Genomic DNA, 18,916 nt, shown 5'->3' with positions numbered 1-18,916 from the left:
AGAAGACGGTACTTTACTGTTCACAGACGCGGATCTGCTTACAGGCGCGACAGACGTTGAAGGTGATAACCTGACGGTTGAGGGCATCACTTATGAAGGCACTGATGGCGTACTGACTGACTTGGGTGAGGGATCATATAGCTTTGCTCCAAACGAAAACTTCAATGGTGATGTGAGCTTTAGCTTCGATGTGTCAGACGGTACCGATACCGTGTCTGCAAACATTGATGTTAGCGTGACTCCTGAGAACGATCCGCCTGTTGCGGGCTCAACGTCCTACACGGTGAATGAAGATAATTCGATTACCATTTCTGATGCACAACTATTGGCAACATCTTCAGATATTGAAGGTGATGTATCGATAGACAGCGTGACTTACTCTGGTAGCGACGGTGTCCTCGAAATCAATGGTAACGGCACTTACACCTTCTCGCCAAATGAGAACTTCAGCGGTGAAATTGCACTGGATGTGGTTGTTGCTGATGAAGATGGTGCGACCGACTCAACGACCGCGGGCATCAATGTTCTTGAAGTGAACGATCCGCCGGTTGCAGGCCCTACGTCTTACACCATTGATGAAGACTCAGTACTTACCTTCAGTGAGTCTCAAGTGTTGCTTAACGCCTCAGATGTAGAAGGGGATGTTGATCTTGTTGGTATTAGCTACGATGGCCCTGAGGGTATCTTCTCAGTAAATGGTGACGGCACTTGCAGCTTCGCTCCAAATGAGAACTTTAATGGCCAAGTTCAGCTTGATGTCACCATTCGTGATGAAGATGGTGCAGAAGTGGAAACCGTCATCAATGTTGACGTATTACCAATCAATGATGCGCCAGTGTCTGGTGATTTGGCTTACAACGTTAACGAAGATGGTTCAATCACACTGAGCCAAGATCAGCTGTTGTCTCAAGCGTCCGATGTAGAAGGCGAAGATCTAACCGCAAGTGACTTAACAGTTGGTGGTGATGCGACGGTTGTAGCTAACGATGACGGCAGTTTCACGATTACGCCAGATGAAAACTTCAACGGTGACATTGATATTCAATTCAACATCACTGACGGTACTGACACGGTTCAAGCAACCGCCGATCTTACTGTTAACCCAGTTAATGACTTGCCGGTTCCTCAAGACCAACAATTCAGTATCGCAGAAGACGGTACGCTTCAATTTACAGACGCCGACTTACTTACCGGTGCCACCGATATTGATGGCGACGACTTAACCGTTGAAGGTATTAGCTATACAGGTGGTGATGGCGTACTGACCGACCACGGTGATGGTACTTATACCTTTGCGCCAAATGAAAACTTCAATGGCGATGTGAACTTCAGTTTCGATGTGTCTGATGGCACAGAAACCGTTAGCGCTAACATTGATGTGAGTGTGACTCCTGAGAACGATCCGCCAGTTGCGGGTTCAACCTCATACATGGTCAATGAAGACAATGCCATCACAATTTCTGATGAACAGTTGCTAGCTAACTCTTCGGATATTGAAGGTGCGGTGTCGGTTGATACTGTGACTTACAGTGGCACTGATGGTGTGTTCCAAGATAACGGCGATGGCAGCTATACCTTCCTTCCTAATGAAAACTTCAGCGGTGATATCAGCCTTGATGTGATTGTTGCAGATGAAGAAGGTGCAATTGATGAAACCACAGCAGGTATTACCGTTCTTGAAGTGAACGATCCACCAGTTGCGGGTCCAACGTCATACACCATTGACGAAGATTCGGTTCTGACGTTCAGTGAATCTCAGATTCTTGTGAATGCTTCGGATATCGAAGGCGATGTAGAACTTGTTGGCATTAACTACGATGGCTCTGACGGTATCTTCACTGTAAATGGTGATGGTACATGCAGCTTTGCACCCAACGAAAACTTCAATGGTCAGGTTCAACTGGGTGTGACCATTCAAGATGAAGATGGCGCAACGGTTGAAACACACATTAACGTTGATGTATTGCCAATCAATGATGCGCCAGTATCGGGCGATTTGGCTTACACCATCAATGAAGATAGCTCCATCACGCTAAGCCAAGAGCAATTGCTAGCAAGAGCAGGTGATATCGATAGCGATAACTTAGAAGCTATCAATCTATCTACTGATGAAAATGCGACCATCCAACACAATGATGATGGCAGCTACACCATCACACCGAACGCAGATTACAACGGTGACCTAGATCTGAACTTCGATATCATCGATAACGATGGTGGTTCAGTTCAAGTTGGCCTAGACATTACCGTGAATCCGGTTAATGACTTGCCACAAGCGCAAGATCAACAGTTCACGATTGAAGAAGACGGTACGTTACTCTTCACCGATGCTGACCTGCTTGAAGGTGCGTCGGATATTGATGGTGATGAACTGTCGATTGAAAACGTACTCTACACAGGTGCAGATGGTGTTCTTAGCGATAATGGCGACGGCACATATAGCTTTGCTCCAAACGAGAACTTCAATGGTGATGTTCAATTCTCATTCGATGTCTCTGACGGTACTGATTCAACATCAGCTGTTATTGATGTCAGCGTAACGCCTGAGAATGACCCACCAGTAGCGGGCTCAACATCGTACACAGTTCAAGAAGATGGCCAAATCACGATCAGTGATGAGCAATTATTGGCAAACTCTTCCGATGTAGAAGGTGATGTTTCACTGTCTGGAGTATCGTACTCCGGTGATGACGGCTCTTTTGTTGATAATGGCAATGGTACTTACACCTTTACGCCAAATGAAAACTTCGATGGTGATATTTCACTAGACGTTGTTGTCGTTGACGAAGACGGTGCAACCGCAACCACAACCGCTGGCATCGATGTTATCGCTGTGAATGACGGACCTGAAACTTCGGGAATTCAGGCTGAAGTCGATGAAGATAATTCAATCACCATTACTCAAGAGCAGTTACTCGCTAATGCGACCGATGTTGAAGGTGATGAGTTAACGGCATCTAACCTACAAACCAACGATCCAGATGCGACAATTGTTACTAATGACGATGGTTCATTCACTATTACGCACACAGAAAACTTCAATGGTGAGTTGGACTTCACATACAGCATCAGTGATGGTGAGAATGAAGTTCTGACGACACTCGACTTGACGGTTAACCCTGTCAACGATGCGCCAGAAGCGGGCGATGAAATCTTCATCCAAGCGCAAGAAGACCAAACAGTTGGTGTGACACTTCGTGAAGAACCAGCACTACGTTTAGACCAAGCGCCAGAAAACGGCATCATTGAAGCAAATGTTAATGACGAATGGGTGGTACTGGAAGTAGGACAAGAAGTTCCTGCAGATACCGAAGTGCGCTTTGTTCCAAGTGAAGATGCTCTTGCTGAAGGTACACACACCACACAAATCGGTACGTTTGACGATAACGCGAGTGTGGATGATTGGGGTACAGAAGTTGACCCTTATACGCGTGAGTTCTCAGATGGTGACTTAACGGTAACTGTTCAAAGTAACGATGACCCTCTTGGTGCCTGGAATGGCAACACCCACATTGGTCATGGTATCGGTGATACTGACCGCCAAGGCTTAAGTGGTGATGAGAAACTGACGGTTTCAGTTGAAGGTCAAGACATCAATGAAATCAGTTTCCACCTAGATGGTTTGGGTGGCTGGTTCATGGAAGAGTCTCGTCACTTTACAGAAGTAGAAATCAAAGCGTTCAATGAGGATGGCGACCTAATTGACTCGATGACTTACCACAAAGAAGACCGTGGTACTTTCGAGACAGATTACACGCTAACGGTTGATCAACCAGTGTCCTACTTTGAGCTCGGTACCGTGCAAGGTAATGGTACTTACGTCGTTCAAAACATGACAGTGTCACAAACTTGTCATGATGAAGCGGTGTTTACATCGATTGGTGTAGATGGCTCAGAGATTACTGAAACGGTTGAGTTGAATATCCATGCGGGTGACAACGAAATCGAGTTAACGGCTGATCTTCCGAATATTACTGTCGATACCGATGGTTCTGCCCAGTTTGCTTCGGTTGTGATTACCGAAGAGCAACTACTGGCGCAAGCATCTGATATTGATGGCGACGACCTTGATATTGAAAATCTAGAGCTAGTGGGTGAAAACTCAGAGCATGCAACACTCACCGATAATGGTGATGGCACTTGGACGGTAACACCGGATGAAAACTTCCATGGTGAAATCGAACTTGGTTACCAAGTTACCGATGGTGAGCTGACAGACAGCAATATCATCAATATCAATTTCGAATCAGTAAATGATGCGCCAATCGTTTCTGGCCCGATTGTTCTATCGACAGATGAAGATGAAGGTATCACGTTCAGTGCAGATGACTTGCTAGCGAACACCACAGATGTGGAAGGCGATACGCTGTCTATTTCTGACATCACTTACGGTGGTGATAACGGTGAGCTAGTTGATAACGGCGATGGTACGTTTACCTTCATGCCGAATGAAAACTTCAATGGTGAAATCGACATCGACTACAAGGTGTTTGATGGAACTGATGAAGTTGCAACGCATCTAGACCTAACGGTCGTACCAGTCAATGATGTGCCGGTTCCGGGTGAACCATTGCACACCCAAATGCTTGAAAACGGCTCCATGATCATCGAAGCGAAAGACCTATTGTCTGGTGCTACCGATGTTGATGGCGACATTCTTCATGTCGAAAACCTATTACTTGCAGACCAAACGCAAGGTACGTTAACGGATAACGGTGATAATACCTTTACCTTCGAACCTGCAGAAGACTTCTACGGTGAAGTGAATCTGACTTTCGATATCAGTGATGGCCAAGCAAGCGCACCAAGTACAGCAAGAGTTGACGTTGAAATTGTCAATGAAGGCCCAGAGGTTGGTGGTCCAATTGAAGCCGCTGTTGATGAAGATGGTTCAATCACTATCACTCAAGAGGATCTGTTAGCGAATGCGACGGATGTCGATGGCGACAACCTTGAAGCCGTTAACTTAGCGACCAACGATCCAAATGCGGTTGTTGTAGAAAACCCAGACGGTAGCTTCACTATTACACCAAGTGCAGATTTCTTTGGTGAGATTGAGTTTACTTATGATGTCACTGACGCGATCGAAACTGTTGCGGCTGACCTCAACCTAACCGTAAACCCTATCAACGATGCTCCAGACGTGCCTGACATGTCTTTCACTACGGAAGACGGTCAAGCGATTACCATTACCGAAGCTGAACTATTAGCACAAGCGACAGACATTGAAGGCGACGAACTGTCAGTTGTGAATGTGACGAGTGCAAGCGACACGGTAGAAGTCACAGACAATGGCGATGGAACATACACATTAACACCAGAGCAGGGCTTCTTCGGTAACGTTGACTTAGCGTTTGATGTGAGCGATGGCACTGATGTGGTTGCCGCAAACATCGACCTAAAAGTTGAGTTCGTCAACGATGCGCCAGAAGCGACGCCAATGGTGGCAGATGTCGACGAAGATGGTTCAATCCTCGTTACACAAGAAATGTTGTTGGAGAACGCGAGCGACCAAGATGGCGATGAGTTGTTTGCAAGCGCGCTTGAAACTAACGATCCAAATGCCAGCATTGTAGACAATGGTGATGGCACGTACACAGTGACACCTTCAGAGAACTTCAATGGCGATATTGCATTCACTTATGAGGTGAGCGACGGTGAGCTGAGCACGTCTAATGATATGACATTGACCGTTAATCCGGTGAATGACATTCCAATTGTTGCTCCAGGAATGTACCACATCGAAGAGGATGGCAGCATCCTGTTCACTCAAGAAGATCTATTGAATGCTGCAATTGATATTGATGGCGACGACCTAAGCGTTACCAGCATCAATTACTCTGGTGATGAAGGCACAGTAACCGACAACGGCGATGGCACGTTCAGCTTCGTTCCTGAAGAGCACTTCAGTGGTGATCTGCAGTTCAGCTTTACTGTGACAGACGGTACGGATGAAGTTGAACAAGACATTAATGTTCACATTGAAGCAGTTGCTGATGCGCCTGACTTAGTTATCACGGATGGTGATGGTGTTAACGTCGACGACCAGGCGATTTTGGTTGAGCCAGGCGGTATTGTTGAACTGAACATTGCTGCGGCACTTGTCGACCAAGACTTGTCTGAAACACTCACTGTTACAGTAGATGGTGTGCCAGAAGGTTCGGTTATTCAATACGATAACGAAGGCGTTCTGAATGACCAAGAGAACGGTATCACCAGTTACAACGACACTGAAATCACAGTAACGTTTGAAGGTGAGACGGCTGGCTACCAAAACGCTGCGGGTTACTACAAAGTAGACGAAGACGGCAACATCACAGGTGTTGAAGTTGTTTACGAAAACGCATCACAAGTTGGTGGTGGCGGCGACCTTGTTCCAGGGCAAGATCAATTCAGCTTCCAAGTCGAGGAAGGTGAGAGCTTTAACCTGTTCTTAATTCCAAACGGACATCAGCACAACGACTTTGATGCGATGCAAGACGGTCAGTACGAGTTCCGTGCTGAGGATGGTTCGCCTGCGAGCATGGATACGGTTGATCCTCAACTTGTCTTTGTGGCTGCTGATGGAACCGAGACAGTGATTCAAGGCCAGAATGGTGACGCGATCTTTCATGGTGGTTCAAGCTCTCAGCTAAACCAAGATGGTATCGAACATACTCGTACTACGGTTAATGAAGACGGCGAGCTGGTTTACGGATTTGAAGATTTGTATGGCGGCGGAGATGCTGACTATTCTGACTTCAACTTCACAATCGATGTCGGTGAAGTGAACAGCCAAATCTACAGCGGTGAAGTAACGGTTGGCCCTGATGGTACGGTGAACTTACCAACAACGGCTATCGAAAATGCGTTACAAATCCAGTTACCAGAAGACTTCAATGAGCAGCTTGAAGTTCATGTAACCGCAACTGCGACAGAGTTATCGAATGATGATTCTGAAACGGTATCTCAAACCATCTACATTAACGCGACAGGCGCGCACATTGAGCACGCACCTGAAGCACTTCCGGTTTCTGCAACGGTTGAAGAAGATGGTTCAATCATCATTACGCAAGAAGACTTATTGGCTAATGCGCGTGATTTAGATGGCGATCAGTTGACGGCTCTGAATTTAGCAACCGATGATGAGAGCGTTACGATTACCGATAACGGTGATGGTACGTACACATTAACGCCAGATGCTGATTTCAATGGCGATGTGAGCTTTACGTTTGATGTGTCTGATGGTGATGATGTTGTCTCTACCAACCTTGAGTTAACAGTTTCACCAGTAAATGACGGTCCAGCAGCACAAGACCACGCATTCACAGTCGGCGAAGATGGCGTGTTAACGTTCAATGACCAAGACCTATTAACAGGTGCAACGGACATTGAAGGGGACGACCTAAGTGTTGAAGGTGTAACTTACACTGGCGCAGATGGTGTCCTAACCGATAATGGCGATGGCACCTACAGTTTCGCGCCGAATGAAAACTTCAATGGCGATGTGAACTTCTCGTTCAATGTATCAGATGGAACCGATACGGTAACCGCTAACATTGATGTGAGCGTGACGCCAGAGAATGATCCTCCGGTTGCGGGTAGTACGTCTTACACGGTTCATGAAGACAACTCTATTACAATCAGCAACGAACAACTGCTAGCGAACTCTTCGGATATCGAAGGCGAAGTCGCAATTGATAACGTGACTTACAGTGGTAGCGACGGTGTTCTGGAAATCAACGGTGACGGTACATACACCTTCTCGCCAAACGAGAACTTTAATGGCGAAGTTAGCCTAGATGTTGTCGTGACGGATGAAGATGGAGCGACTGAAGCAACAACGGCGGGTATTACTGTCCTTGAGGTGAACGATCCGCCAGTTGCTGGCCCTACGTCATACACCATCGATGAAGATTCAGTACTGACTTTCAATGAGTCTCAAGTTCTGTTGAACGCTTCTGATATTGAAGGTGATGTTGAGCTTGTTGAGATCAACTACGATGGCCCAGACGGTATCTTCTCAATCAATGGTGACGGTACATGTAGCTTCGCTCCGAATGAAAACTTCAACGGCCAAGTTCAATTGGATGTAACCATTCAAGATGAAGACGGCGCTCAGGTTGATACGTTTATTACGGTTGATGTATTACCAATCAACGATGTACCAGTATCAGGCGACCTTGCATACAGTGTTGAGGAAGACGGTTCGATTACCTTGAGCCAAGAGCAGCTTCTTTCTCAAGCGAGTGATGTAGATGGCGACGACCTTACTGCTTCTAACTTGATTGTTGATGGAGACGCGACGGTTGTTGCTAACGATGACGGCAGCTTTACCGTTACGCCAGATGCGAACTTCAATGGTGACATTGACCTAACGTTCGACATTAGCGACGGTACAGACACGCTCGTTGCGACGGCTGACCTAACCGTTAATCCAGTTAATGACCTTCCACAACCACAAGATCAAACGTTCAGCATTGGCGAAGACGGCATCTTGAACTTCACAGATGAAGACTTGCTAACAGGTGCTACCGATATCGATGGGGATGACCTATCAGTTGAAGGCGTGACTTACACAGGTGCCGACGGTGTTCTTACTGACAATGGCGACGGAAGCTACAGCTTTGCGCCAAACGAAAACTTCAATGGTGATGTGAACTTCAGTTTTGATGTGTCAGATGGCACGGATACAGTTCAAGCCAACATTGATGTCAGCGTGACACCAGAGAACGATCCACCGGTTGCAGGTAGCACGTCTTACACCGTTCATGAAGACAACTCAATTACCATCAGTGACGAACAGTTACTTGCTAACTCTTCTGACATTGAAGGTGATGTGGCCGTCGATAGCGTGACTTACACTGGCGCTGACGGTGTCTTTGAAGACAACGGTGACGGTACTTACACCTTCTCACCAAACGAAAACTTCAACGGCGAAGTTAGCCTTGATGTTGTCGTAACTGATGAAGAGGGCGCAACTGAAGCGACCACCGCGGGTATTACTGTACTTGAGGTGAACGATCCACCAATCGCAGGCTCAACCAGCTACTCAGTCAACGAGGACGAAGTTATCACCATCAGTTCAGAGCAACTGTTGGCAAACGCTTCTGATATCGAAGGTGAAGTGGCGATTGATAGCGTTAACTACACAGGTTCAGACGGTATCTTTACCGACAATGGTGACGGAACATTCAGCTTCGCACCTAACGCTAACTTCGATGGCGACGTAAGCCTTGATGTTGTCGTTACTGATGAAGAAGGCGCAACTGTAGCGACCAACGCAAGCATCGATGTTCTGCCTGTTAACGATGCTCCGGTATCGGGCGACTTGGCGTACAGCGTGGACGAAGATGGCTCAATTACCTTGAGCCAAGAGCAATTACTTGCTCAAGCGAGTGATGTTGATGGCGATGACTTAACAGCGGCTAACCTAACCGTTGGTGGTGATGCGACAGTTACAGCAAACGATGATGGTAGTTTCACTATCACGCCAGATGCTAACTTCAATGGCGACATTGATTTGAACTTCGACATTACCGATGGCGATGCGACGCTTCAAGCAACGGCTGACCTAACGGTTAACCCAGTTAATGACCTGCCAACAGTCGGTGAGCCACAATTTGTGACTCAAGAAGACACCAGCTTTACCTTCACAGAAGAACAACTGCTGCAAAATGCGGGCGACATTGATGGTGATAACCTATCGGTTGAAAATGTGGCTTCAGATAGCGGTACTTTGGTTGATAACGGCGACGGCACTTACACATTCGCACCGAATGAAAACTTCGACGGCAATGTGAATGTGACGTTCGACGTGAATGACGGTACCGCGACAGTACCAGCAGAAGCGACGATTGATGTTCAATCTGTGGTTGATATGCCAGAGCTGTCGATTGCTTCTGACCTAGTGATTGCTTCAGACAACTTCGAGTCTGGCTCAAACGGTTGGAATACAGGCACAGAAAGCTCTCAAGGCTTCGAGTCGGGTGACATGCTAGGTCGTATTGGTGGAACGGGCGGTGATGAAGCCGTCAGCAAAACTTACGACATTCCAAGTGATGTGAGCGAAGTTAATATCTCGTTCAACTTCTACGAAATTGATTCTTGGGATGGTGAGTCGTTCCAAATCTTTGTCGGCGGCGAAGAGCTAACGACATTAGATAATTCTGCGTTCCGTACTCAAGATGGCACAACAACGCTTTACGATTCAGAAGGAAATGAAGTCGGCGAAGTGGTTCACGGCGTATCGCAAGGTGAGGGCTTCAGTGGTTGGAATGACCAAGCACATCAAATCAACCTAACGGTGCCAGTAGAAGACGGCCAACTTGAACTTGGCTTCGGTTCAACCCTGAATCAAAGCGTCGATGACGAGGCGTTTGGTATCGACAACATCGAAATCACAGTGTCTGACGCGGATTACCAAATCATTGGTACTGAAGACACACCTGTACCACTTGATATTGATGCAGCTCTAACAGATACCGATGGCTCAGAAAACCTTGCTATCTTGATTGAAGACGTGCCAGAAGGCAGCTCGCTTTCTGCAGGTACCGATAACGGTGATGGCACTTGGTCATTGCAACCAGGCGAGCTAGAAGGGCTAGAGTTTATCCCTTCAGGTGACTTCAATGGTGATGTGGTTCTAACTGTGAATGCAACATCAACAGATGTTGATACCGGTACAACCGCAACAGCTACGCAAGACGTGACGATTCACATCTCACCTGCGAACGATGCTCCAGAAGTTGACGGTGATATTAGTGCCGTTACAGCCGAAGATAACAGCATCACGCTAACTCAAGAGCAGTTGCTAGAGCACGCTGTTGACATTGATGGTGATGATTTATCAGCAATCAACCTAACTACCAATGATGAAAATGCGACCGTTCAAATGAACGACGATGGCAGCTTCACCATTACACCGAGTGAAAACTTCAACGGTAATATCGAATTTAGTTACGATGTAACCGATGGAGAAGACATGGTCGCGGCTGGCCTAGACTTGACGGTAACACCTGTCAATGATGCGCCAGAGCCACAAGACCAAGCATTCACTATTGGTGAAGATGGGGTTCTTAACTTCACTGACGCTGACCTGTTAACGGGTGCGACGGATGTTGAAGGTGATGACCTAACAGTCGAAGGTGTGACATACACTGGTGCTGATGGTGTGCTTACCGACAATGGTGACGGAAGCTACAGCTTTGCGCCAAACGAGAACTTCAATGGTGATGTGAACTTCAGCTTTGATGTGTCAGATGGCACGGATACGGTTCAAGCCAACATTGATGTGAGCGTGACGCCTGAGAACGATCCACCAGTGGCGGGTAGCACGTCTTACACTGTGCATGAAGACAACTCAATCACGATCAGTAACGAACAGCTATTAGCCAACTCTTCAGATATTGAAGGTGAGGTTGCGATTGATAGCGTGACTTACACTGGCAGTGACGGTGTGTTCGAAGACAACGGTGACGGCACTTACACCTTCTCGCCAAACGAGAACTTCAATGGTGATGTGAGCTTAGCGGTTGTTGTTACCGATGAAGAAGGGGCAACAGAAGCGACCACCGCGGGAATCACCGTACTTGAGGTGAACGATCCGCCAATCGCAGGCTCAACCAGCTACTCAGTCAACGAAGATGAAGTTATCACCATCAGTGCAGAGCAACTGTTGGCGAACTCTTCTGATATTGAAGGTGAAGTGGCGATTGATAGTGTTACTTACACAGGCGCTGACGGTATCTTTACTGACAACGGCAACGGCACATTCAGCTTTGCACCGAACGCAAACTTCGATGGCGATGTTAGCCTCGATGTAGTGGTGACAGATGAAGACGGTGCGACAGTAGCCACCAGCGCAAGTATTGATGTTCTTCCAATTAATGATCCACCAGTATCGGGTGACTTGGCATACAGCATTGATGAAGATGGTTCGATTACTCTGACTCAAGAGCAGTTGCTGTCTCAAGCATCTGATGTGGATGGCGATGATCTGACCGCAAGCAACTTAAGCGCAGGCGATAATGCAACCGTTGTTGATAATGGCGATGGCACCTTTACGGTAACGCCAGATGCGAACTTCAATGGCGATATCGACCTAAGCTTTGATATTTCGGACGGCACCGAGTCGATTGTGGCGAACGCCGATCTGACGGTAAACCCAGTCAACGACTTGCCAACGACATCTGATGTTTATGCGAACGTTGATGAAGATAATGTCATCACTATCACGCAGGAGCAGTTACTTGCGAATGCCGCTGATATTGAGGGCGATGACCTTGTCGCTTCCGACTTAACCTTAGTGGGCGACGATGCAACGATTGTCGACAATGGCGATGGCACGTTCTCAATCACTCCAAGCGAAAACTTCAATGGCTACATCGATGTTGCCTACAGCATCAGCGATGGCGACACACCAATTGCCGCTAACTTAGGCTTAACCGTTGACCCAGTTAACGACGCGCCAATTGTTTCTGCTGATGTGGCGATAACCATTGAAGAAGACGGTTCATACACCATTACTCAAGAAGAGCTCCTACAATTCGCGACTGACATCGAAGACGATGACATGACCGCAATTATCGGAGAGCAGGGCGATGAAACAACCGTAACCGGTACAGTGTTGGATGCTGAAACTGGCAATCCAATCGCAGGTGCGGATGTTACGCTAACCGACAACGCAGGTCATTCTTACACAGCGGAGACGGATCAATCTGGTAACTACTCTGTGAGCGGTCCAGTTGTTGACCAAGGTACCGTTACGATTGAACAAGAAGGCTCAATTACTAGCAGCTTCCTAGTTCCAGCAGGCGAAGATACCAATGGTGGCGTGACTGCAATATCTGAAGTCCTTGAAGAAACAGATATGCGTATCGTGGTCACATGGGGTGACAGTCCACGTGATATGGACAACCACCTATGGCTCTACGATACAGAGAATGGCAGTGAGCTAGACCATATTTACTATCGCGACATGAGCCATGATTTGGGTGAAGGTAATGTCGTTCAGCAAGATGTAGATGACACGAATGGCGGTGGTCCTGAAACCATCACTATTCCAAATTATCAAGATGCTGACATGCACTATTCAGTACACAACTACACCAGCAGAAGTTGGGATGTAGATGGTGTTGAAGATGTACAGGTTCAGGTATTTGTTGGCGATACATTGGTTGAAACCTTTAGCCCTGATTTATCTGAAAGCCCATCGGGTGACCACTGGCATGTATTTGATATCGTGAACGGCGTTATTGTTCCAAGCCAAGATGTAGGCAGCGAGAATGCGTTTGATTTACCAACGGCAGAAGAAGCGCTCGCGAATGAAAACGGCATTGATATCTCTGAATTGCTAACCGGCGAGGAAGGTGATGATTCTGGTGAAACGGGTGGTAACGAACCAAGTGTTGGAGATGTTTCCATTGAGAACGCTCTTATCACTGACAATGGTGATGGTACTTACACCATTACACCGGAAGAGAACTTCAATGGTGAATTCTCGATTAGCTACAACGTAGACGATGGCAACGGTGGGGTTACTCCAGCGGAACTAGACGTGACCGTAACAGCAGTTAACGACCTTTCTGTAATTTACGACCACGACTACACCATTAATGAAGATGGTTCGCTGACCTTTACCGATGAACAGCTATTGGCTGGTGCAACGGATATTGATGGCGATGACCTTTCTGTCGAGTCGGTTAACTACGAAGGTACAGACGGTGTGTTCACGGATAACGGCGACGGTACTTATACCTTTGCTCCAAACGAGAACTTCAATGGTAATGTCGACCTAACTTACGATGTGAGTGATGGTACAGATGTTGTATCGGCGAATATTGATGTTCAAGTGGTTCCAATCAACGACGTACCGGTAGCGGGTTCTACGACTTACAGTGTTGAAGAAGACGGCAGTATCACCCTAAGCGATGCACAACTTCTAGCGAATAGCTCGGATGTTGAAGGGGAAGTGTTTGTCAGCGATGTAAGCTACAGCGGCACTGATGGTGTATTCACTGATAATGGTGATGGTACTTACACCTTTGCTCCAAACGAAAACTTTAACGGTGACATCAGTCTTGATGTCTCTGTTATGGATGAAGATGGCGCAACCGCTGAAACAACCGCAGGTATCGACGTCATTGCCGTTAATGACTTGCCAGTTGCAGGTTCAACGACCTACAGCGTTGACGAAGATAACGTGATTACCATCTCTGAAGCACAGCTTCTTGCGAACAGCTCAGACATTGAAGGTGATGTATCCGTTAGCGACGTTTCCTACTCAGGCGCAGACGGTATCTTTACTGACAATGGTGATGGTACTTACAGCTTCGCACCAAATGAAAACTTCAACGGCAATGTCAGCCTAGATGTCACCGTTGCTGATGAAGAGGGTGCAACGGCTGAAACCACTGCGGGTATTGAAGTTATCGCGGTTAACGACGCGCCAGTGTCAGGTGACTTGGCTTACTCAGTGGATGAAGATGGTTCAATCACACTAAGCCAAGAGCAGCTGCTTGCTCAAGCATCGGATGTGGACGGCGATGATCTTACCGCTGCCAACCTAACCGCCGGTGATAACGCGACCGTTACGGCAAACGATGATGGTTCATTTACCATTACCCCGGATGCTGACTTTAATGGCGATATTGACCTAAGCTTCGACCTTTCTGATGGTACTGAAACGGTTGTTGCAACGGCTGACCTTACTGTGAATCCAGTGAATGACATCGCAGTTGTAGAAGATGTCGCTTACACCATTGAAGAAGACGGTTCGCTTACCTTTACGGACGAGCAACTGCTAGCAGGTGCTTCTGATATTGATGGTGATGAGCTTTCAGTTGCCGACGTGTCTTACACTGGCGCAGAGGGTGTGTTTACCGACAATGGCGATGGAACCTACACCTTTGCACCGAACGAGAACTTCAACGGTGACGTAAGCCTAGACTTCTCAGTATCTGACGGTACAGAGACGGTCGATGCTAACATCGACGTAACGGTAACAGACGTTAACGATGCACCAGTGGCAGGCGCAACGTCTTACCAAATGAACGAAGATGGCACCATCACATTGAGCCCTGAGCAGTTGATTGCTAATAGCTCCGATGTGGACGGTGAAGTGTCGCTTGATAGCGTGAGCTACTCAGGTGCAGACGGTATCTTGGTTCAAAATGAAGATGGTTCGGTAACGTTCGCACCAAATGAAAACTTTAACGGCGACATCAACCTTGATGTGACGGTTATTGATGACGACGGTGCAACGGCTCAAACCACCGCTGGTATTGAAGTTATTGCTGTTAATGACGCACCAGTGGCCGGAAACGTGGCTTACTCGGTTGATGAAGATGGTTCAATTACGCTATCTCAAGAGCAGTTGCTGGCTAACGCATCCGACGTTGATGGTGATGCACTGACCGCAAGCAACCTATCTGCAGGTGACAATGCGACTGTAACAGCGAACGATGATGGTTCATTTACTATCACTCCGGATGCTGACTTCAACGGCGACATAGACCTAAGCTTCGATGTTTCAGACGGTATCGAGACAGTCCAAGCTGGCGTAGACCTAACCGTTAACCCAGTGAACGACTTACCAACGGCTGCTGACCAGAGCTTTACCGTTGAGGAAGATGGTACGTTAACCTTCACTGACGCTGACCTATTAGCAGGCGCTGCGGATATTGATGGTGATGACCTATCTATCACTGATGTGTCTTACACGGGCACAGAGGGTGTGTTCACTGACAACGGTGACGGCACTTATAGCTTTGCTCCGAACGAGAACTTCAATGGCGATGTAAACCTTGGCTTCACAGTGACTGATGGCACTGAGACAGTCGATGCCAATATTGGTGTGACGGTAACGGATGTTAACGATGCGCCGGTAGCGGGTTCTACGTCTTACCAAATGAACGAAGATGGCACCATCACAATCAGCCCTGAGCAGTTAATTGCTAATAGCTCTGACGTTGATGGTGAAGTGTCACTTGAAAGCGTGACTTACTCAGGCTCTGACGGCACCTTGGTTCAAAACGATAATGGGTCTGTGACCTTCACGCCAAACGAGAACTTTAATGGTGATATCAGCCTAGATGTGGTCGTGACCGATGATGACGGTGCAACGGCAACAACAACGGCAGGTATCGAAGTTCTGGCTGTGAACGATGGACCTGAATCTGAGGATGTGAAACTAACCACAGCCGAAGACAGCACCATTCTTATCACACAAGACATGTTGTTAGCTCAAGCTACCGACATCGATAACACCGCAGACGAGCTGTCGGCTTCTGGTCTACAAATCGACCCTAGCTTGGGTGAGTTGCTAGATAACGAAGATGGTACTTGGTCATTTACACCAAACGAAAACTTCAATGGCGATGTGCCAATGACGTTTAACGTTAGCGATGGCCAAGAGACAATTTCAGTCGACGGCAACATCGATGTCACGCCAGTGAATGATGCACCTGAAGCACCAATGATTGAGATGCAAGGCGAAGAAGATGTGTTCATGGTGATTGACCCTGCATACATCGCGGGTCAAGTGACAGACCTTGATGGCGACGAGATCAGCATTGAGAGCATCACAGTTCGAGCTCCAGCGAACGCGACCTTAACTCAGCAACCAGACGGCATGTATCACTTAGTGACTACTCAAGACTTCAATGGCTTAGTAGAACTCGGTTATCAAGCGACTGACGGTGAAGAAGTGGTTGATGGCTCGCTGAATGTGGATGTCATTCCGGTTAACGACGCACCATTCAACGTCGGCAACGCAATGATGACCACCAACGAAGATGGCGCGTTCACCTTCGATGCTGGCGACTTGATGAACTTGTTCGGTGACATTGATACCGCAGACCTTGTTGTTTCTCGCATTATCACCGCAGACGGTGAAGATGGCGGAGAAGTTACAGACAACGGTGATGGTACTTGGACATTCACACCAACAGGCGACTTTGCGGGTGTTTCTGACCTACAAGTTGTCGTGAGTGACGGTGAGTTCGAAACGGTTCTCGATGTTCCTGTGTACGTACGTCCTGTCGCAGATGGCGCGGTTATTTCAACTGACCATGACGGTCCATTAGTCTTCGGCGAAGATGAAACGGGTCACTTGGGACTGAACGTTGGCCTAGTCGATGATTCAGAAACACTAAGTAACTTGGTGATGACAGGTTTCCCTGTTGGATTCGAGGTAACAGATGGTGTGAATACCGTGATGATCACCGAGCCGGGTCAATACATCGACCTGTTCGACTGGGATATCTCAAACATTCAAATGACGCCGCCTGAAGACTTCCATGGTGAGTTCTTCGTAACCGTAAGCGCAACAACGGTTGAATACGGAGATGAGCCGGAAGCGTTTGATGATGGTATCGATTCAGGTGATTTCGAAACTGTGGCGGGTGATTTCATCATCCTAACGGCGGACGACCTAATTGCTTTGGCTGAGAATGTGGATGCAGACAGCGATGATGAAGTGAAACTGGTTCATCTTGCCGACCGCAGCCAAGGTGAGATTGTCGATAATGGCGATGGCACTTGGACGTTCACACCAGCACCAGGCTTCACGGGCGAAGCAGACATTGCGTACGTAGTTGATAAAGATGGCGTGCTTCATGATGAGCAAACTGGCGTAGTCGTGAAAGAAGGCGACTCACAAGAGAATGCAGCACCAGAAGTTAACAGCATCACAACGACGGAAATCGCAGCGGATGCAACCTTGTCGTTCACTGATGAAGACATGTTAGCGAACCTGAGCGATGCAGAAGGCGATAGTTTGAGCATTGAGTCAGTAAGCTTGATGGAAGGTCAGGGCGTAATTGAGAGCGATAACCAAGGTAACTATCAATTCACACCTGCTGAAGACTACACCGGAGATGTTCAAGTTGGGTTTATAGCGACCGATGGCGAGAATCGCATCGAAAGCTTCTTCAATGTGGATATCCAAGGCGGAGATGAAGCTGCGGCGAGCGAAGGTTATGCCTTAGCTGATGATGGTTCACTAACTATCACGGATGCACAGCTGGTGGATGAGTTAGGCGTGAGTGATTCTGCACAAGTTGTTGATGTTGCAGACGCGAACGATGCTGGCTTCTTTGCCGAATCAGGTGAAGGTGAGTGGACTTACTGGCCGAACGAAGACTTCGATGGCAATTTAGCGATGAATGTTGAAGTTAACGACGGCGGTGAAGTATCAAGTCACAGCTTAAGCATCCAAGTTGAAGATGATTCAGTACAAAGTGATGAACCACAAGTCCAAGCTGCTCAAGAAACAGAAGAGCAACAAGTGGAAGTGGCTCAACAAGCTGATGACCAAGCTCAAGATGCTGAAACTGAAGACAGTACAGCCGATGTAACCGCGGCACCGGGCGATACCATCTCTATCTCGATTCCAGATGAGGTGAGTGGTAACGAATCGGTTGATTACGCTGATATGTCTGGCTTACCTGAGGGCGCTACTGTGAGCAACGCACTGGATAACGGTGATGGTAGCTTCACAATCAGTGGCAACCTAGAGCAGCCTGTATCCGTTGAACTTCCAGAAGGTTATGAAGGTACTAGCGAGATCCAATTCCAAGGTTACGACGAATTGGGTAGCTCAATAGACGGTGCTAGCGGTTCTGTTGAAGTTGAGGTCGATGATCAATACACCATGCAAGGTTCTACGCAAGAACAGCAACCGGACATGGCGGGTATGGAATCTGGTGGCAGCGACTGGACAAGTTCAGGTGGTCAAGACCAAGGTGTTGACTTCACGGACGACTCTGGAAGCTTCGATTCAGATTCTCAAACTGGAACTGATCAAGGCAACGACTTCGACCAAAGCTCGATTTAATCGAGAGAGCTTAGTTTTAGTCTAAACCGACATTTAGTCTAAGCCAACAAGGAGATAGGGCAGCGTAAAGTTGCCCTCATTAAAGCCATGTAGAGTTAT

The 18,916-nt window shown here is 47.5% G+C and carries 1 protein-coding gene; it reads left to right on the top strand.

All coding sequences use genetic code 11. The features are described 5' to 3' along the window. Positions 1–18,817: tandem-95 repeat protein (locus ACED41_RS14595; RefSeq protein WP_371725188.1), on the top strand; the 18,817-nt coding region annotated here is incomplete at its 5' end. Positions 18,818–18,916: the final 99 nt, after the last annotated feature.

The sequence above is a fragment of the Vibrio sp. 1F255 genome, from assembly GCF_041439145.1.
Lineage (GTDB): Bacteria > Pseudomonadota > Gammaproteobacteria > Enterobacterales > Vibrionaceae > Vibrio > Vibrio crassostreae_C.
This window is presented reverse-complemented; position numbering and strand designations above follow the sequence as displayed.